Origin of the sequence: Hymenobacter latericoloratus (assembly GCF_014199535.1) — a bacterium.
GTDB classification, from domain to species: domain Bacteria; phylum Bacteroidota; class Bacteroidia; order Cytophagales; family Hymenobacteraceae; genus Hymenobacter; species Hymenobacter latericoloratus.
Genome location: NZ_JACHNV010000001.1, coordinates 437,724 through 454,578, shown reverse-complemented (window position 1 = coordinate 454,578; position 16,855 = coordinate 437,724). Strand labels below are relative to the sequence as shown.

Here is a 16,855-nt window from a genome sequence, read left to right as displayed (position 1 = left end):
CGGCCAGCCACCGCGCACAAAAAAACGCCCGGTTTGCGCCGGGCGTTTTTTCTCAGGAATGGGCTATTTCAGGCGCTGGTGCTTAGCTGTTGCGCTGGTTGTTGTAGTCGGTATCGAGGTCGGTGCGGGTGCGGCCGCCCTCCAGGCGCTCTACATCCACCTCGGTTTTGCGCACGGTGTCGCGGATGGTTTCCTCCCGCTCCGTGACCTCCTTGCCCAACGAAATTTCCTCTACAACCCGGGCCTCTTTGCCCACTACGGCCCGCTCGGCGCTTTCCGTAATTTCGATTTCACCTTCCTTGAAGGCGGCAAAATCAGCCTCGGTGGCCGGACGGTCCACGGGGCGGCGCTCAATGTTGATGTGCTCCTCGCGCAGACGCACGTTGGCTTCCACGGGGCGCTCTACAATGCGGCTGCGCAGGCGGGCACCGCCCGTTTGCTCTACCCGCTTGCCAATCTGCAGGTTTTCTTCAATTACCTGCGCCGTGGCACCGGTATCGGTGGTGGTACCGGCGGTAGCACCGGCAGCGTAGCTGTTGCCGTACTGGTAGCCCGTCTGGCCAGCGCGCTCATCCACATCCACAGCACCGGCCTCATCCAGAATTTCGGCGGCGCGGCGGGCGTTTTCGTCGGAGTGGGCGTGCACCGTTACCACCGAGCCGCTGTTGCGGGCCACGTGCGAGTAGCGGCGGGCATCCTCGGAGTCGTCGCCCCCGAACAGGTTGCTGAAGAAGTTGCTGATACCGTCACCGGCCCGCTCGGCAGTGCGGCCGGCCGCGTCGGCGGCGCCTTCCACGGCTGTGCCGCTGGTATTCTGGTAATTGCTGTTAGAGCCGGTGCTGCCGCCGTAGCTGCTGCTGGAGGCTACGTCTACATGTTCGGTGCTGAAGCCGGCCTCGGCCAGGCGTTGAGCGGCTTGCTGCGCCTGGGCAGCGGTTTCAAATATTCCTACTACGGTCTGGTTCATAACTCTTGGGGAAGGATTGGGTGAAAAAAGAAAAAAGGAAAAGGAAAGTCAGGAAGCCGGAGGCGGGCCCGGGGTGGGCGGCGCCAGAGGCTCCCGGGTAACCTGCACCATTTCCTGGCGCAGCACTACCTGGTGGCTTTCCTGGGTGGGTACTTCGTGCTTGGTGATGTGCAGCTCCTCTACCACCAGCATGCGCTTTACTACTACTTCGCGCACCACCGGAATAATCATTGTGTCGCCTTCGTACCGCACGCCGGGTAGGGTAGCTCCATCGGCCACAAACTGGTTTACGGGTACCCGCTCCACCTGTACTTCATCGTGAAGCAGGGTGAAATTCAAGGTCTCCGGGTGTTCCTCTACCGTTTTGGTCAAGCGCACCCGGCCCGTTTCCACTACCTCCCGCCGAACCACGGCCTGCTCCTCAATAACAGGAACAACCAGGGAGGCATCAGTAGCTACTTCAGGTATCCGGGAGGCAGCGCCGGCCGCAGGGTTAGGGGGTGTATTCATAGCGGTGCTTTTTACGCCCCTGCTTGGCCGCGCCGTTACCGCCAAGTCGTGTTTTTTGCTTATAAAATTCTGTCTTTTATAATTATCTTCATGAGGTACAACCTTTTCCGGGAAGGCGCTTTGACGAGTAAAAGCCAAATGAAGGCTACCTATCTTCTGGCATTTGTCTTTTATAAAACAGCACTATGCCATTAAAAAATCAGCAATAAATTCCCTCGAAAAAACAATACCCGGTATGGCATTCATAAAAAACGCCCGTCAGACTGACGGGCGTTTTTTTATGGATGCCGTACCGGGCTGGTTACTTTTTTGCCTCAACTGGGAATTTATCCAGGATGTCTTTGGCGGCTTTAGCAAACTCATCCCCGAGGCGGGCGGGGTTGCCCACTGGGTCGGCCACCGAGCCTCGCCACACCAGGTTACGGCTGCGGGCATCAATAATGTCCAGAATCATGGTGCCTTCGTTGTAGGTTTCCGTGCGGTAGCCCGTGTTGTAGTACGGCGAGGTGTACCAGTAGCCGTAATTGATGGGGATAAAGCGCCCCCGGTACGACATGGCATAGGGAAAGGCGTAGCCCGGCGCCGGCGGGTTGGCTACGGTGCGCTCGGCTTCCTCAATGTAGAGGTGGTAGGTCAGGTAGAAATCGGGGCGGGCGGTACCGGCTACGGGCCGGATGCCGCGCTTGGCCATTTCGCCGTTGATGGCGTTCTGGATGAGCTCGTCGTTGAGGGAGCTTTTGTAGATGGGGTTCTGCGAATCGGCCGATTTCACGTCGGTTTTGGCCCAGGCATAGGTCCGGTACCGGCTGAAATCGACGCCGGGCTTTTGCTGCACGGCGACGGGCGAAGAACAGCTGCTTACCAGCGTTACGAGCAGCAGCAGGGCTATAGTCAGAAAGGACTTCATCAGGATGGTTGGCGTGGTGTAAGGAAAGAATGTTGCTTGGCTATACCGGTCCGGCCGGGCGGAAGTTGCGCCGGGCCGGAAAGCTGCACGCCTCGCAGATCAGCTTAAACTCAACCGTTTGCCAGGTTTGGCGGGCGGTTAAGGGGTAGGGGCGCCGCGGGGTGTCATGCGGGACAAAGCGCGCCCGCTACCTTTGCCGCAGCCTGCTCCTGTGGCCTGAGGCCGCCAGTTCCTACCCCCCCATTCCCTACCCATATGCTCCGGCTATTTTTTGGCCTGTTGCTGCTGGCTACGGCCTGCGCCCCGGCCCGCTACGCTGCCCACACCCTAAATGCGCCCGCCCTCGTGGCTCACCGGACGGTAGCTATTCTGCCATTTGAAGTAACCCAGGACCGCCTCCGCCTCCGCGACATTCACTACATCGCCGCCGATACCTCGGGGGCGGCCCTGCAGCGGGTGCAGCAGGAATGGCACGACAAGCAGCGCCGCGAGGGCCAGGCCGTGGCCTACCAGCTGCAAGCGTTGCTGCAGGCCCGGCTGCGGGAGCAGCAGCCCCCGCTGGGCTACTCCGTGCAGTTTCAGGAGGTAGCCGAAACCAACCGCCGCCTGCAGCAGGCGGGCATCAGCTACGCCACCCTGCCCGAGCAATCCATGGAGCAGCTGCGACAGGTGCTGGGCGTTGACGCCATCCTCTCGGGGCAGACCGATTTGTACCAGCCCCTGCCCGCCGGCTTGGGCTTTGCGGCCCGCGCGCTGCTGCAAGAGCCGTTGCTGGGCTCCACCGCGCCCTCGGCCATTCCGAGCAGCCAGGCCACCACCAACCTCACCCTGCACGACTGCCGCACCGGGCAGCTGGTGTGGCGCTTTGATTTTGAGCGCCTGGGCAACGCGGCCCTCCGGCCCACCCGCCTCACCCGCGACCTGGTGCGCACGTCGGCGGCCGGGTTCCCGTACCGGAAAAAGTAGCCTCCGGCCGTGGTTTTGGGCGGCCGGGTACGGTTGAGCTAGCCTCCGGGCCGGGTACGGGCCGCCGCAACCTTTGCCCAGGGCAGCCGGTTGGTACTGATTCCGGGCCGTAAGCAGCCCAGGAAAATCCGACACTTCTCTATCCTTTCATCATCACCATGGAATACATTGAACTAGGCTCTTCCGGCGTGCGCGCCTCGCGCATTACGTTCGGGAGCTGGGCCGCCGGCGGCTGGATGTGGGGCGGCACCGAGCAGAACGACGCCGTAGGCGCCATCCGCGCCTCCTTCGAGCTGGGCGTAACCAGCATCGATACGGCCCCGATTTACGGGCAGGGCCTGAGCGAGGAAATTGTGGGCGAAGCCATCAAAACCCTACCCCGCGACCAGGTGCAGATCCTGACCAAGTTTGGTATGCGCTGGGACGAGCAGAAGGGCGACTTCGGCTTCAAGAGCAAGAACAACCAGGGCCAAGACATTGATGTGTACAAGTACGCGGCCCCGCAGAGCATCATCCGGGAGTGCGAGGACAGCCTGCGCCGCCTCGGCACCGACTATATTGACCTCTACCAGATTCACTGGCCCGACAAAACCACGCCCATTCAGGACACCATGGAAGCCGTGCAGCGCCTGATTGAGCAGGGCAAGGTGCGCGCCGCGGGCGTGAGCAACTACTCCGTGGAGCAGATGCGGGAAGCCGAACAGGTAGTAAACCTAGCCTCGAACCAGGTGCCCTACAGCATGGTGCGCCGCGATATTGAGCAGGACGTGGTGCCATACTGCCTGGAGCACAACAAGGCCATTCTGGCCTATAGCCCCATGCAGCTGGGCTTGCTGACGGGCAAGATCAAGCCCGGCCAGCACTTCGAGGCCAGCGACCTGCGCGCCACGCACCCGCTATTCAAGCCCGAGTTCGTGACCCACGTAAACGCGTTTCTGGACAAAATCCGGCCCATGGCGGAAAGCAAAGACGCTACCCTGGGTCAGCTGGTGCTACGCTGGACGCTGGCGCAGCCGGGCATTTCGGTGGCGCTGGTGGGTGCCCGCAACGCCGAGCAGGCCGTGCAGAACGCCCGGGCCATCCATGTGCAGCTTTCGCCCCAGGAGGTGGATTTCATCAGCCAGCAGCTGGCGCAGTTGTAGGCACGGCCGTAAGCCGTGTGCGAAGTGTACTACAAAGCGCCGCCCCGTGTGGGCGGCGCTTTTTTTTGGGTGCAACCTTTGGCGGGGTACGGGGCTCCTGTCTATAACTGCTGCCTCGTGTAGTGTTCTGCCACCTTCTTAACTGGTTATCATGCGCCTTTTTACGCTTGCATTAGGTTTTGCCGGGCTCAGTGTGCTGGGCAGTTGCCAAGACGACCGGGACCCGAACCCGGAGGAGCTGCTGCTTAATACCCGCTGGCAACTGGTACAGGTAGAGGAAACGCCTGTTTCTGTTTCCAGCTACTCCGATACTTTCCGCTCCTACATCCGGTTTACTACCGGCCCTAACCGTACGGAGGGGCTGGCGCCGTGCAATTCTTTTGGCGGCACCTTCACGCTGGGCAGTAGCCGCGGCGTGCTCAGCATCAGCGGCCAATCTTCCACCAAGGCCACCTGCCCCGCCCAGGCGCTGGAAGACAAATACCTGGCGGCCCTGCCCCGCACCGCCGGCTACGAAATCAGCGGGCAGGAACTGCGGCTCTATGATGCCAGCAACACGCTCCGGCCGCTGCTCATCTTTGAAAAGGCCGATTAAATACAACAAAAAAGCCGCCCCTGATGGCAGGGGCGGCTTTTTTACTGGCGCTAAACCAACTTAGCAGTTGCTGCCATCAAGGCCGCAGGCGGCGCCATCGGCGCCGGCCAGCTGCACGGGCCGGGGGCGGCTTTCTGCCCATACTTTCTCCAGCACCTCCTGGAACAGCTCGGTGGGCTGGGCCCCGGACACGGCGTACTTATCGTCGAACACGAAGTAGGGCACCCCGCGCACCCCAATCTGGCGGGCCTGGTACTCATCGTGGCGCACCTCCTGGGCAAATTCATCGGACTGGAGCACCTGCTCTACTTCGGCGGCGGGCAGGCCCAGCTCGGTAGCCAGGCGAGCCAGGGTAGCGGCATCGTTGAGGTCCTGGCCTTCTTCGAGGTAGGCTTGAAAGAAACGCTCCTTGGCCGCGTCCTGCTTGCCGTGGCGGGCCGCCAGGTGTACCAGGCGGTGGGCATGCAAGGTGTTGGCATGCACAGCCCGGTCAAAATCAAAGGCCAGGCCTTCGGCGGCGGCCATTTGGGTCATGTTGGCGCTCATCTGGCGGGCCCAGGCCTCGGTATTGCCGTACTTGGCGGCCAGGAGCTGGTAGAGGCTGACGCCGGGTTTGGGCTGGGTTTCCGGGTCCAGCTCGAAGCTGCGCCACTCTATTTCCACCGCATCGGCGTGGGCAAAGTTGGCCAGGGCCTTTTCCAGGCGCCGCTTGCCGATGTAGCAGAACGGGCAAACAATATCAGACCAGATTTCTATTTTCATGTCCGTAACATAATACAAGTTTCAGACGGGTATAAGCCGCATACCCGACGAAAAGTTTTACGCCGCCGGCCCGGCGCAACCCGCCCGTACCACGCCGCGGCCCTACCCCCATCCTTGCTGCATGCCTCTGCACTCCTTTGATGCTTATCTGGAAGCCGGCGGGCCCAGCTTCATGCCCACCCAGGTGGTGCACCTCTCGCCGCTGCTTGTGGCAGCCGTGGGCGGCAACACCACCAAGCGCGTGCGCGGAACCCTGAACGACCACCCCATTCGGCTGAGTTTGCTGCCCCAGGCCGGCGGCGGGCGCTACCTCATGATCAACAAAGAGTTATGCCTGGCGGCCGGGGTGCAGGTAGGCCAGCGCGTGCGGCTGCAGCTGGAGCCCGACCCTACCCCCCGAGCTGGCCGAAGCCCTTGCTGCCTGGCCCGAAGCCCTGCTCAGGTTTACTGCCCTGCCCCCCGGGGCCCGGCGGGCGCTGGCCCGGCACGTCAGCACGGCGCGGCAGGCAGAAACCCGCGCCCGCCGGGCCGTGGAGGCAACCGGCCGCCTGGCACGCGGGGCCAATCCGTTCCGGAAAGAGTAGCTATTTGGTCAGCACAATATTGACCACTTTGCCCGGGCCGCCCACGGTAAACTTGCAGTCGTTGAAATCGGGCGGGGTCAGGCGGGGGCGCACGTTGTTGCTGAAGGCGAAGGGCTCGGTTGGGATGCCCATAAAGTTCTTGTCCAGCTTGTCGTTGTTGTTGGTATCCTGCGTGATGGCCACGGCCCACTCGCCGGCCGGCAGCTCAACGGGCAGGCTTACCTGCCGCTGCCCGCCGGGCTTCACCACCCGCATAAAGGCGTAGCCGCCTTTGGTCAGAAACTTGTCGCGGGCGTTATAGAAATACAGCTTCACGGCGGCAGAGGTGGAAGCCAAAGCCGACACCACCACCGTAACGGAAGATAGGCCGCCGGCCGTTGCGGAAGTCGTTGGAACCACCAGTCCGGCGGCGCAAAAAGCAGTCAGGCCGAGAAATTTCGGTACACGCATGGCAGAAGATAGGCAGTGAAACGCTGCCTGCCCAACACGGCCTACCCTGAAATAATTGCCAAAGCCCGCGCTTTTCCGCCCGTAGTGCGGGTAGCCTTTAGTGCTCCCAGAGCCACTCGAGAGCCATCTGGCGTTCCTCGAAGGTAAGCACCAGGGGCCAGGGGCTGCGGTTGACGGAACTATCGGTGTGGCACCGACCGCGCGGATCGGATGGGTACACCCAGGCCAGGTACTGCAGGCCGGCGCTGAACAAGCGGGGCAGCACCTGAATGGAGTCCCACTCCTGCGCCGTTACGTTCATGGCCGTCAGGTGGGTATTGTCGTTGAGGAGCTTGGTGTACCCACCGGCCTGCACGGCGGCCAGCACGGCTTCGGCGCCTTCCTGAACGGTAGCCGCGGTTTGGGGCCCGCGCCAATCAGCCCACAGCAGCTCAGTGGCGGCGTCAGACAACAGCCGCAGGTGCGGCAGCTCCTGCAGTAACTGCAGATCGGAAAGCTGAGGGGCAGACGAATGACCCGGGTGCGGAGCAAAAAGGCGGGAGGGCACGGTACTACTTGGACTGGATAGGAAAACGGGTTAGCCCAACCGATGCTTTCTTGAACAGGAAACGTTGCCCTGCCTTGGCCGGAAGCTAAGCGCCCCTCTAAATAACTATAATTACACTTAATTAACTACCAAAATTCGGGCAGTTGTTTTCCGAAGTTTATTGGGCAGCAGTGCTTGGTCCTGAGGGGGCTCGGGGCTACCCAGGCAGCGGCCCCAAACCCAGGTAAGGCCGCAGGAAGGTAGCAGTCAGGTGTACTACCAGGGCCGGGTCCTGCCGGTGCGGGGTGTGGCCCAGGCCCTCCAGCAGCTTAGCCTGCGCGAGGCCCGCCACTTGGCCGGCAATAGCCGCTACCTGAGCCTCGGTGCCGTACTCATCGTGGGTGCCCTGGAGCACCAGCACGGGACACTGCACCCGGGGCAGGTAAGGCTCGATGTTCCAGGCCCGAAATGCGGGACTCAGCCACGTATCGGTCCAGGCCCGAAACAGGCCCTCGGTGTTGGCGCCGTGGTAGCGGGTCAGGCGTTGGGGCAGCTCGGTGGTGGTGTACTGCTGCCGGGCCGCCCGGATGCCTCGCAGGGTTTCTTCTTCCACAAACACGTGCGCCCCAATGGTTACGGCCGCCGCTACCAGGGCCGGCGCTGTGGCAGCGGCCAGCAAAGCCAGCGTACCCCCGTCGGAGTGGCCGAACAGTACGGCGCGCGTAATGCCGCAGGCGGCCAGCACGGCGGGTATGGTCTGGGCTTCTTCCTCCAGGTAGGCCGGCGTGCGGGGGTGCGGCCCCAGCGGCGCCGACTCGCCGTAGCCGCGCCGGTCGTAGAGCAGTAGGTGGCACTCCAGGGCGGTGGCCAGCCGCGCCGGCAGGTCGCGCCAGAGCCGGATGCTACCCAGGGAATCGTGCAGCAATACCAGCCAGGGCCGCCCGTCGGCCGCCGGGCTGGGGTGGCGCAGGGTCCGGGCCCGCAGGTAGTGGTCGGGGAAGAGCAGGGTAAAATCGGTGGCCGGGAGCGGTAATTCGGTAGGCATGGCGCAAGTATGCAACCATTTGTCGGTTACCTTGCTCCTTTCAACACCTGGTTTCCTTGCACACGGCTTGTTTTATGCGGCGTCTTCTACCCCTTCTCCTCTTTACCGGCACGGCTCTGCTCACGGGCTGCGCGAAAGACATGGAACCAGTTCCTGCACCGGTTTATCTGCTGGATCAGCGCTGGGTATTGGTTGAAATAGAGGGCCAGGCCCCCAGCCAGCAGCCCGGCAGCTCGGCCACCGATCTGCTGCTGAACGCCGTGGGCAGCAACAACACGGGCCAGGCGGCCTGCAACCGCTACGGCGGCAGCTACCTGCTGAACTCGGGCACGTCTCAGTTGAGCTTTTCCACGCAGTTTGCTACCTACGCTACCTGCGCCAACCAAAACCTGGAAACGCACTACTTTCAGCTGCTGCCCCAGGTAACCCGCTACGCCATCAGCAACCGCCGGCTGGCGCTGTATGATGCCGACCACCCCCAACCCATACTGGTTTTCAAAGCAGCCGAATAGCCGGAGCAGGCGTGCGTCCCGGCCGTTCGGCGCGGGTGCTCAGAAGCCCACATTCAGCACCAGGGGCTGCAGCTCCCAGCGTTTATAGTAGGAGTTATAGACGGTACGCACCCCGGCCTCCAGTGGGGTGCGCAGGCGCAGGGGGTTGAACACAGCCGACACATCCAGCCCCAGGGCATAATAGCTACCCCGCAGCGGGCCCGACTCACCCCGGACGCCATCGGCGAAGGCATTGGCCTTCAGGCGCTGCACGTACAGCACCCGGCCCAGCTCCCAGTGCACGTCGGCCAGGGGCAGACGGTACTCGGCGCTCAAGGAGGCCAGGGTGTTGTAGCTGAGGTAGGGCAGGGAGCGGGGGTAGAAGATGGCCGAGCCAAACCGGTACTCCTGCTGCTGCTGCCACTGGTAGCCGGCCCGCAGGCGCACGGCGTGGTGCAGCCCTACCCCCGGCAGAAACAAACTAGCCTGCGCAGCCCGCTGCTCGGCCGCCAGCCCCGTGCCGAAGGGCGTACCGCGCCACACCAGGTTCAGGCTCTGCCCCCAGCGCGGAGCCACGTCGCGGTAGCTCTGGCGCAGGGTGCGGGCAAAGGCCACGCTGCCCACCAGTGCGTGCAGGGGCCGGCGGCCCGCCTCAGTAATGGGCCGGAAGGCCAGCTCGTAGCCCTGGGTTTGCTCCAGCTGGTAGTAGGTGCCCACCGTAAGGGCCGTGAGCATGCGGGAAGTGGTAAGCGTGAGGGGCAGGCGGGCGCCCACGCTCAGGCGGTTGTACTGCCACCGGTCGTAGTCGGTGTTGCCCGTGGCCAGACGCCCGGCTACACGGCGGGCGCCGTGCTCCAGGCTCAGGTCCAGCACCGGCCAGAGCCCCTGGTAGCTGGCATCAGCAAACACGCGCCCGGTGCGCTCCACCCCATCGTAGCCGGCGCCCACCAGCAGCTGGGTAGTACTTAGCACGTCCTGGGCCCGCAGGCCCAGGTTCAGGCCCGTGCCGGAGGGGCTCTGTACCAGCCCCCAGCCGTACAGATTCAGGGCGTGAGGCAGGCGGCGGTAGCGGCGCGAAATCAGCGGGGCACCGGCCACCGAGTCCTGAGGTAGGATTGGGCCTACCGTGCGGGCGCCGGGCTCCCGGGCCGTTAGCTCGTCGGCGTAAAGGTTGGCGGGTACGGTAGCAGCCGCAGCCGCTACCGGCCGCCACTGTTCCGGCCGCAGGGGCATTTCCAGCACCCGGCTGCCCTGGGCCCGCACCTCCTGGAAGGCCAGCCGCTGCCCGTCGGGCGAAACGGCGGCGTGGTAGGCGCCCACCGGGCGCACCGTCACCTGGCGCACTTGGCCAGTACGGATGTGCACGGCGTACACTTCCTCCTGCCCGGAGCGCGGGGAGTTGAACAACACGTACTCCTGCCAGGGCTGGGGGTGCGAGAGGTTGTCGTTGGCGGCGGGCAGCACGGGGCGGCTCTGGCCGGTTTCCAGCTCCAGCAGCTCTAGGCTTTTGCCCGCCGTTTCCAGCCGCACCACGGCCGCCGTGCGGCCATCGGCCCCGAAGCGCGGGTGCAGGTAGGGCAGGTTCCGGGGGTTCTCGAAGGTGCGCAGCACGGCTCCGGTGGCGGCATCCAGCAGGTGGAGGCGGTGCTGGTAGCTGGAGTCGGTGCTGACGGCCAGCAGGCGCTGCCCATCCGGGGCCAGCACGGCGGCCGTGTAGCGGGTGCGGCGCCCGGGCCGGCTGAGCTGCCCGGTGGCCAGGTCCAGCACGCGCAGCTCAGAGTACACCTGCTGCTGCCAGCGCGGACTGTACCGGAACTCCAGCCAGGCCGCCCGGCCCCCGCCCACCGAGAGCTGCTCGGTGTTGTGCTGCAGGCCCAGTACCAGGCGCTGCCGCTCCTGCCCGCCCCGGCGCAATTCCACTAATTGCGGCGTGTGGCCCAGGCCGCTCTTCAACGCCAAGACCCTAGTGTTATCAATGTACTGCGGGTACTGGTACTCGGTGAATACTTTCTCGGTAGCGGCTACGGGCAGGTCGGTGGCGGGCGTCAGCTCGCGGCCGGCTTGCTGGGCGCGCCAGGTGCTGTCCAGTTCCTGCATGGTGCGCTGGTACAGGTCGTCGGTGCGCAGGCCGGTAGCCCGGCGCAGCTTATCGGAAAACGACAGCGGGTACACCGGGAAACGGTAATAGCGGTTCAGCACCTCGCTCCAGGCCGTGGCCCCGGCGGTGCGCTTCAGGCGGGTGGTCAGGAAGTAGCCCAGCACGTAGTGGTTGGGCACCTGGTCGCGGAAGGAGCCGGCCACGGCCTTGGCGTAGGAGTAACGGCGCCCGGCCAGCAGGTTGGCCCGCAGGTAGGCCTCGAAGTTTGGAATGCGGCCCCGTCCGCTGCGGGTCAGGGCCGTTTCGGTGCCCACGGCGTCGCCTTCGGCAAACCAGTCGGGGATGCCCAGGGTAGTAAGGCCCAGCCCCCCGTAGCCGCCCAGCAGGTAGCCCAACTGCCCTACCCCCTGCCGGGCCTTATCGTACTGCACTACGTGGCGGTACTCGTGCACGGTCAGCTGGTCCAGCCAGTCGAGGGTGCCGGCCAGGAAAGGGTCCTGGGGGAAGGCGGTAAAAAACTCCGAGCGGCGCGGCAGCAGCGTCACAAAGCCATTGCCGATGGTGGTGCGGGTTTGCAGCACCACGGTAACCGGCCGGGCGCTCAGGCCCAGCGAGGCGCCGGCCGGCTCGTGCACCTGCTCCAGGCGGTGGGCCGTGCGGCGGGCCCGTTCGGCAAACCCCTCGGGGTAAAGGACCCGGAAGTGAGGCGTGCGCACTTCGTACCAGCGCACGGAAGCCGGCACCTGGTCGAGCACAGGCAGGGTTTGGGCCAGGGCCGCCCCGTAGGGCAGGGCCGCCAGCAGAGCCGCCGGCAGCAACGTACGCAGAGAGAAAGTCACGCGGGAGAAATCGAATGGAAATTCCCCGAAGAAACTACGCTTCCGGCCCGAAAGCAAACCGCCCGGCCCGCGGGCCGGGCTACATCTGGCGCAGCCAGGAGGCGGCGGTTTCGGGGTTATCAAAGGTCAGCACCACGGGGCGGGTAGTGTGCTCCAGGGTCAGGTCGGTGGAGAGGCGGCTGTACACGTTGGGCGAGTAAATCCAGGCGAAGTACTGCAGGCCGGCTTCCGTCATGGCCGGAAACCACTCTTTGCCGCCCCACTCCGAAGCATCCAGCCACATGCTGGTTACGCGGCGGTTATCATTGAGCACTTTGTGGCACTGTTCCTGCCGCAGCAGCTCCAGCATGCGCCCACAGCCGGCCCGCACGGATTCCCCGCTCTGGTCGCCGGTCCAGTCGGCGTACAGCCAGTCGTTGGCGTAGTCGAAGTAAACGCTGATGTGCTCGTCCTGGTGCAGCAGTCGTAAGGCCATAGTGCGTTCAATCTGGCCGCAAAGAAACGGCATTGGCGGCACTTGGGCCCGGGCGCCGGGGTAGGCCGGCCGGATGGCACTTCAGGCAGTCTTATGCCGCCCGAAAACCGCTGAGCTTTTCGGTAGGCCCGCCGCAGCCGCCTGCGTATCTTTGCCTAGTCCCGCCCCCGTTTTACCATGGCTCCTGAGTCGCTCGATTTCCAGCTCCTGTTTGAGGCTCTGCCAGCCCCCCACCTTGTGTTAACGCCTGCGCTTCAGGTAGCAGCCCTTAACGAGGCCATGTGCCAGCTGCTGGCTCAGCCGCGGGAGGCGGTAGTGGGGCAGCCGGCCCTGGCGGTGTTGCCAACCCACACAAAATCGCCAGAGCTGGACCGCTGGCAGGCTGCCCTGCAGCAGGTAGTGCGGGAGCAGACCACCAGCCGCCTGGATGCGCTGCGCTACGAGCTGCCCGGTCAGGCGCCCGCTACCCGTTACGCCCAGGTTCTGCTGAAACCAGTGCTGACTCCGGCCGGCGAGCTGCGCTACATTCTGGTGCGGGTACTCGACGTTACCGCCCAGGTGCAGGCCGAGCAGCAGGTGCAGCTAAGCCACGAAAACTTTTCGACGCTGGCCCGCACCAGCCACGACGTGCTCTGGGAGTTGGACCTGCGCACGGGGCAGCTGTGGCACAACGAAATGTTTACCATCGTTTTCGGCTACCCCCGCACGCCGGAGTATCAAACCTCAGCGTTCTGGTACAGCTGCCTGCACCCCGATGACCGCCCCCAGATAAACGCGGCAATGCTGGACATGCGCACCGGCCAGGCAACCGACTACCAGCTCAGCTACCGCCTGCGCCGGGCCGATGGCAGCTGGGCCGAGGCCGTGGACCGTTTCCACATCATCCGCGACGAGGAAGGCCGGGGAATCCGCGCGCTCGGGGCCGTGCAGGACGCAACCCAGGCCCGGGCCACCGAACGGGCCCTGCACTATAGCCTGGAGCAGTTTCAGGTACTGGCCGACTTCATTCCACAGCTGGTGTGGGTACTCGCGCCCGGCGGACAAAGCCTCTATACCAACCAGCGCTGGATAGACTACACCGGCCTGCCCAGCTTCCACGACGCCGAGTGGCCGGCCCTGGTGCACCCCCAGGACCGGCCGCGCGCCATTGCCCGGTGGCAGCAGGCCCAGCAAACCGGCTCTAACTACCAGTGCGACTACCGCCTGCGCAGCCAGGAAGGCCAGTACCGCTGGTTTCTGGCCCAGGCCCGCCCTGTGCTCGATGAGGCCGGACAGGTAACCAAGTGGTTTGGCACCTGCACCGATATTGAGGCCCAGAAGCAAACCCAGCAGCTGCTGGAGCAGAAAGACCACGAGCTGCAGCTGATTCTGGGCAAGGTGCCGGCCTTTATTGCCACGCTGCTGGGGCCGCAGCACATAGTAGGCTTCATTAATCAGCACTTCAGCAACTTGTTGGGCGGGCAGGTGCGGGTAGGGCAAATGGCCCGGCAGGCCGCCACCATGCTGGCCGGCCAGGGCTTGTTTGAGTTGCTGGACGAGGCCTACACCAGCGGCCAGACCCTAGTGGAGCAGGAGCGCGGCGTGTGGGTAGGGCCCGCAGAGGCGCAGCAGCAGCGCTACTTCGACTTTACCATTCAGCCCCTGCTGGATGCCGCCGGCCACCCCCAGGGCATTCTGGTGTTTGCGGTGGAAGTAACGGAACGCGTGCAGGCCCGCCTGCGCCTCGACGATTTGAACCAGGAACTGCGCCGCCAGGATGAAATTCTGCGGGTCATGACCGAGTCGTTGCCTCAGATTACCAGCATTACCCTGCCCAATGGCTCCATGGAGTACCTGAGTCCGCACTGGTTTGAGTACACGGGCCAGACCATCGACGACCTGCCCCGGTGCTGGAGCCTGGCCCTCCACCCCGATGATACGGCCATAGCCCGCCAGGCCTTTGAGCAGGCCATTGCCACGGCCAGCCCGTTTAGCGTGGAAGTGCGGCTGCGCCGCCACGACGGGCAGTACCGCTGGCACCTGAGCCGCTCGGTACCCTCGTTTACGGTCGATGGCCAGCTGCAATGCTTTTACGGGGCCTGCGCCGATGTGCAGGACCAGCGCCTGCTGGCCGAGGAACTGCGGCGCAGCGAGCAACAGTTCCGCTTTCTGGCCGAAAGCGTGCCGGCCATTGTCTGGACGGCCCGCCCCGATGGGGGCATTGATTACCTGAACTCCCGCTGGACCCACTACACCGGCATTGCCGTGGAGCAGAGCCTGCAGGAGGGCTGGACCGGGCTGCTCTGGCCGGCCGAGCAGGAAACGGTGCACAGCGAGTTCAGCTACAGCATCCGGACGGGCACCGAGCTGGATATGGAAAGCCGCCTGCTGAACGTGCGCACCGGCCAGTACCGCTGGTTTTTGCACCGGGCCAGCCCCCTGCGCGATGAGTACGGCCAGATTCAGCGCTGGTTTGGCACCACCACCGACATCGACGACTACAAGCAGGTGCAGCAGCGCCTGGAGGAGAAAAACGCCGAGCTGACCCGCACCAACCAAGACCTCGACAGTTTTGTGTACGCCGTTTCGCATGACCTGAAGCAGCCCATCCACAACATGGCGGGCATTTTTCAGGAGCTGATCCGCACGGCCTTCTTCCGCGACCCGGACGCCATGAAGCTCATCACCATGTTCGAGAAGTCGCTGCACCAGATTGATGGCACCATCCACAACCTCACGGAGCTGGTGCGCCTGCAGAAGCTGCGCCACGAGCAGCCCGCCGAGCCGCTCAACCTGGCCCAGCTGACGGAGGAAGTACTGCTCAGCATTCAGGAGCAGGTAACCAGTTCGCGCGCCCTGATTGAGGTAGATTTCGCGGCCGTGCCCGTGCTGCTCTTTGTGCGGCCCCACCTGCAGAGCGTCCTGTACAACCTGCTCAGCAATGCCCTGAAATACGCGGCTCCGCACCGCCGCCCCCGCATTGTGCTTCGCACTCTGCTACTGGAAGGTCACCCCGTGCTGGAAGTGCAGGACAACGGTCTGGGGCTGGATTTGCAGCGCTTCGGGGGAGAGTTGTTTCAGCTGTTCCGCCGCTTCCACGACCACGTGGAAGGCGCTGGCCTGGGCCTGTACCTGGTGAACCGGGTGGTGCAGAACGTGGGCGGCCACATTGCCGTGGACAGCACCGTGGGCGAGGGCACTACCTTCCGGGTGTCGCTGCCGGCCAGCACCCTGCCCGCGTTGTAGCGCGGCGGGCGGCGCTCCGGCCCTGGGAACCTACGGTGGCCGTGCTACCTTGGGTATTGGTTTCTATCCTCAGCTATGCCCTACCCCTCCCTCGCCTCCAAGCTGCCCGATGTGGGCACCAGTATATTCTCCGTGATGACCCAGCTGGCCCAGGACAGCGGGGCCATCAACCTGGCCCAGGGCTTCCCCGACTACGACCCGCCCCGGCCTCTGCTGGAAGCGCTGGCCCGCCACGTGCTCACGCCCGGCCACCAGCAATACGCGCCCATGCCGGGGCTCCCGCGCCTGCGCGAGGCCATTGCGGCCAAAACCGCCCGCCTGTATCACCACACGCCCGACCCGGCCACCGAAATTACCGTTACCAGCGGGGCCACCGAGGCCCTGTACGCGGTACTAGCCGCCGTGGTCCGCCCCGGCGACGAGGTGCTCATTCTGGAACCGGCCTACGACCTCTACGCCCCGGCCGTGCGCCTGCAGGGCGGCGTGCCCGTGTACGTGCCCCTGCTGCTGCCCGATTTCCGCCCCGACTGGGACCAAGTGGCGGCGGCCCTTACGCCCCGTACCCGTCTGCTCATGCTCAACTCGCCGCACAACCCCACCGGCGCCACCCTCACGCCGGCTGATTTGGATACGCTGGCCGCGCTGCTGCGCCCTACCCCTACCCTGCTGCTCAGTGATGAAGTGTATGAGCACATGGTATTTGACGGCGAGCCGCACCGCAGCGTGGCGGGCCACCCCGAGCTGCGGGAGCGGGCCTTCGTGCTGTCCTCATTCGGCAAAACCTACCATGCCACGGGCTGGAAGGTAGGCTACTGCGTGGCTCCGGCGGCCCTCACGGCGGAGCTGCGCCGGGTGCACCAGTTTATTACCTTCAGCGTGAGCACGCCCACCCAGCATGCCCTGGCCGATGTGCTGCCCGAAACCAGCCTCTACGATGCACTGCCGGCCTTTTATCAGCAGAAGCGCGACCTGTTCCGGGAGCTGCTGAGTGACACGGGTTTCCGGCTGCTGCCGGTGCAGGGGGCCTATTTCCAGGTGGCCGACTACCAGGCCTTGGCCCCTGACCTCGACGACGAAACCTTTGCCCGCCGCCTGACCCAGGAAACCGGAGTGGCGGTGGTGCCGCTGTCAGCCTTTTACCACAACCGCCAGGACCACCGGCTCGTGCGCTTCTGCTTTGCCAAACAAGAAGCTACCCTGCGCGCCGCCGCCGAGCGGCTCCGGCACCTGTAAGAAACAGGAAGAACGGGCTTTGGCCGGCTGCCAGGGGCCA

16 protein-coding genes are annotated in these 16,855 nt (G+C 64.5%); 7 read left to right on the top strand and 9 right to left on the bottom strand.

All coding sequences use genetic code 11. The annotated features are described in order from the left end of the window. Nucleotides 1-82: 82 nt before the first annotated feature. From GGU46_RS02045 to GGU46_RS02035, 3 genes are all read right to left on the bottom strand, one after another. Nucleotides 83-967, bottom strand: a complete 885-nt coding sequence (locus GGU46_RS02045) for a YsnF/AvaK domain-containing protein (protein ID WP_183401920.1) — start codon at nt 965-967, stop codon at nt 83-85. 48 nt (nt 968-1,015) lie between these two features. Next, nucleotides 1,016-1,477, bottom strand: coding sequence for a YsnF/AvaK domain-containing protein (locus GGU46_RS02040; protein WP_183401919.1), 462 nt, complete (start codon nt 1,475-1,477; stop codon nt 1,016-1,018). Nucleotides 1,478-1,778: 301 nt separating this feature from the next. Further along, a complete protein-coding gene (locus GGU46_RS02035) occupies nt 1,779-2,384 on the bottom strand; it encodes a DUF4136 domain-containing protein (protein ID WP_183401918.1) in 606 nt (201 codons plus the stop codon). A gap of 255 nt (nt 2,385-2,639) precedes the next feature. On the opposite strand from GGU46_RS02035, the gene GGU46_RS02030 reads away from it, so the two are divergent. From GGU46_RS02030 to GGU46_RS02020, 3 genes are all read left to right on the top strand, one after another. Next, nucleotides 2,640-3,350: a hypothetical protein gene (locus GGU46_RS02030; RefSeq protein ID WP_183401917.1), complete on the top strand. Its 711-nt coding sequence runs from the start codon at nt 2,640-2,642 to the stop codon at nt 3,348-3,350. 158 nt (nt 3,351-3,508) lie between these two features. Further along, the gene (locus GGU46_RS02025; protein WP_183401916.1) at nt 3,509-4,492 is read left to right on the top strand and encodes an aldo/keto reductase; all 984 of its coding nucleotides are present in this window, start codon (nt 3,509-3,511) and stop codon (nt 4,490-4,492) included. Nucleotides 4,493-4,643: 151 nt separating this feature from the next. Beyond that, complete coding sequence (locus GGU46_RS02020) at nt 4,644-5,087, top strand: META domain-containing protein (protein ID WP_183401915.1); 444 nt, start codon at nt 4,644-4,646, stop codon at nt 5,085-5,087. Nucleotides 5,088-5,147: 60 nt separating this feature from the next. Here GGU46_RS02020 and GGU46_RS02015 read toward each other — a convergent pair whose 3' ends face one another. Then, on the bottom strand, nt 5,148-5,849 hold the full coding sequence (locus GGU46_RS02015; protein WP_183401914.1) for a DsbA family oxidoreductase: 702 nt from the start codon (nt 5,847-5,849) through the stop codon (nt 5,148-5,150). A 121-nt stretch (nt 5,850-5,970) separates the two neighbouring features. Here GGU46_RS02015 and GGU46_RS22655 point away from each other — a divergent pair, with 121 nt between their 5' ends. Then, nucleotides 5,971-6,456, top strand: coding sequence for a DUF1905 domain-containing protein (locus GGU46_RS22655; protein WP_215906243.1), 486 nt, complete (start codon nt 5,971-5,973; stop codon nt 6,454-6,456). Here the strand turns inward: GGU46_RS22655 and GGU46_RS02005 are convergent. The 3 genes from GGU46_RS02005 to GGU46_RS01995 form a co-directional block, all read right to left on the bottom strand. Next, nucleotides 6,434-6,883, bottom strand: a complete 450-nt coding sequence (locus tag GGU46_RS02005; RefSeq protein WP_183401913.1) for a DUF2141 domain-containing protein — start codon at nt 6,881-6,883, stop codon at nt 6,434-6,436. The two genes, GGU46_RS22655 and GGU46_RS02005, sit on opposite strands and share 23 nt — an antisense overlap. Before the next feature lie 97 nt (nt 6,884-6,980). Then, nucleotides 6,981-7,430, bottom strand: coding sequence for a hypothetical protein (locus GGU46_RS02000; protein ID WP_183401912.1), 450 nt, complete (start codon nt 7,428-7,430; stop codon nt 6,981-6,983). A gap of 196 nt (nt 7,431-7,626) precedes the next feature. Then, nucleotides 7,627-8,454, bottom strand: coding sequence for an alpha/beta fold hydrolase (locus tag GGU46_RS01995; protein ID WP_183401911.1), 828 nt, complete (start codon nt 8,452-8,454; stop codon nt 7,627-7,629). A 140-nt stretch (nt 8,455-8,594) separates the two neighbouring features. Between GGU46_RS01995 and GGU46_RS01990 the strand changes: the two genes are divergently transcribed. After that, entirely contained in the window at nt 8,595-8,966 is a 372-nt protein-coding gene (locus GGU46_RS01990) for an META domain-containing protein (protein WP_215906242.1), read from the top strand. A gap of 39 nt (nt 8,967-9,005) precedes the next feature. On the opposite strand, the gene GGU46_RS01985 is transcribed toward GGU46_RS01990, so the two are convergent. Then, the gene (locus GGU46_RS01985; protein WP_317171834.1) at nt 9,006-11,882 is read right to left on the bottom strand and encodes a TolB family protein; all 2,877 of its coding nucleotides are present in this window, start codon (nt 11,880-11,882) and stop codon (nt 9,006-9,008) included. A gap of 79 nt (nt 11,883-11,961) precedes the next feature. Continuing rightward, nucleotides 11,962-12,357, bottom strand: a complete 396-nt coding sequence (locus GGU46_RS01980; protein ID WP_183401909.1) for a hypothetical protein — start codon at nt 12,355-12,357, stop codon at nt 11,962-11,964. Between the two features lie 177 nt (nt 12,358-12,534). On the opposite strand from GGU46_RS01980, the gene GGU46_RS01975 reads away from it, so the two are divergent. Continuing rightward, nucleotides 12,535-15,582 carry a PAS domain-containing protein gene (locus GGU46_RS01975; RefSeq protein WP_183401908.1) on the top strand — a complete coding sequence of 1,016 codons (3,048 nt, stop codon included), beginning with the start codon at nt 12,535-12,537 and terminating at the stop codon, nt 15,580-15,582. Nucleotides 15,583-15,657: 75 nt separating this feature from the next. After that, nucleotides 15,658-16,815, top strand: a complete 1,158-nt coding sequence (locus GGU46_RS01970; RefSeq protein ID WP_183401907.1) for a methionine aminotransferase — start codon at nt 15,658-15,660, stop codon at nt 16,813-16,815. Nucleotides 16,816-16,855: the final 40 nt, after the last annotated feature.

Excerpts from the sequence above, each read along its gene's own strand:
- GGU46_RS02045 (WP_183401920.1), bottom strand. The coding sequence starts at position 967 with ATGAACCAGACCGTAGTAGGAATATTTGAAACCGCTGCCCAGGCGCAG.
- GGU46_RS02040 (WP_183401919.1), bottom strand. The coding sequence starts at position 1,477 with ATGAATACACCCCCTAACCCTGCGGCCGGCGCTGCCTCCCGGATACCT.
- GGU46_RS02035 (WP_183401918.1), bottom strand. The coding sequence starts at position 2,384 with ATGAAGTCCTTTCTGACTATAGCCCTGCTGCTGCTCGTAACGCTGGTA.
- GGU46_RS02030 (WP_183401917.1), top strand. The coding sequence starts at position 2,640 with ATGCTCCGGCTATTTTTTGGCCTGTTGCTGCTGGCTACGGCCTGCGCC.
- GGU46_RS02025 (WP_183401916.1), top strand. The coding sequence starts at position 3,509 with ATGGAATACATTGAACTAGGCTCTTCCGGCGTGCGCGCCTCGCGCATT.
- GGU46_RS02020 (WP_183401915.1), top strand. The coding sequence starts at position 4,644 with ATGCGCCTTTTTACGCTTGCATTAGGTTTTGCCGGGCTCAGTGTGCTG.
- GGU46_RS02015 (WP_183401914.1), bottom strand. The coding sequence starts at position 5,849 with ATGAAAATAGAAATCTGGTCTGATATTGTTTGCCCGTTCTGCTACATC.
- GGU46_RS22655 (WP_215906243.1), top strand. The coding sequence starts at position 5,971 with ATGCCTCTGCACTCCTTTGATGCTTATCTGGAAGCCGGCGGGCCCAGC.
- GGU46_RS02005 (WP_183401913.1), bottom strand. The coding sequence starts at position 6,883 with ATGCGTGTACCGAAATTTCTCGGCCTGACTGCTTTTTGCGCCGCCGGA.
- GGU46_RS01995 (WP_183401911.1), bottom strand. The coding sequence starts at position 8,454 with ATGCCTACCGAATTACCGCTCCCGGCCACCGATTTTACCCTGCTCTTC.
- GGU46_RS01990 (WP_215906242.1), top strand. The coding sequence starts at position 8,595 with ATGGAACCAGTTCCTGCACCGGTTTATCTGCTGGATCAGCGCTGGGTA.
- GGU46_RS01980 (WP_183401909.1), bottom strand. The coding sequence starts at position 12,357 with ATGGCCTTACGACTGCTGCACCAGGACGAGCACATCAGCGTTTACTTC.
- GGU46_RS01975 (WP_183401908.1), top strand. The coding sequence starts at position 12,535 with ATGGCTCCTGAGTCGCTCGATTTCCAGCTCCTGTTTGAGGCTCTGCCA.
- GGU46_RS01970 (WP_183401907.1), top strand. The coding sequence starts at position 15,658 with ATGCCCTACCCCTCCCTCGCCTCCAAGCTGCCCGATGTGGGCACCAGT.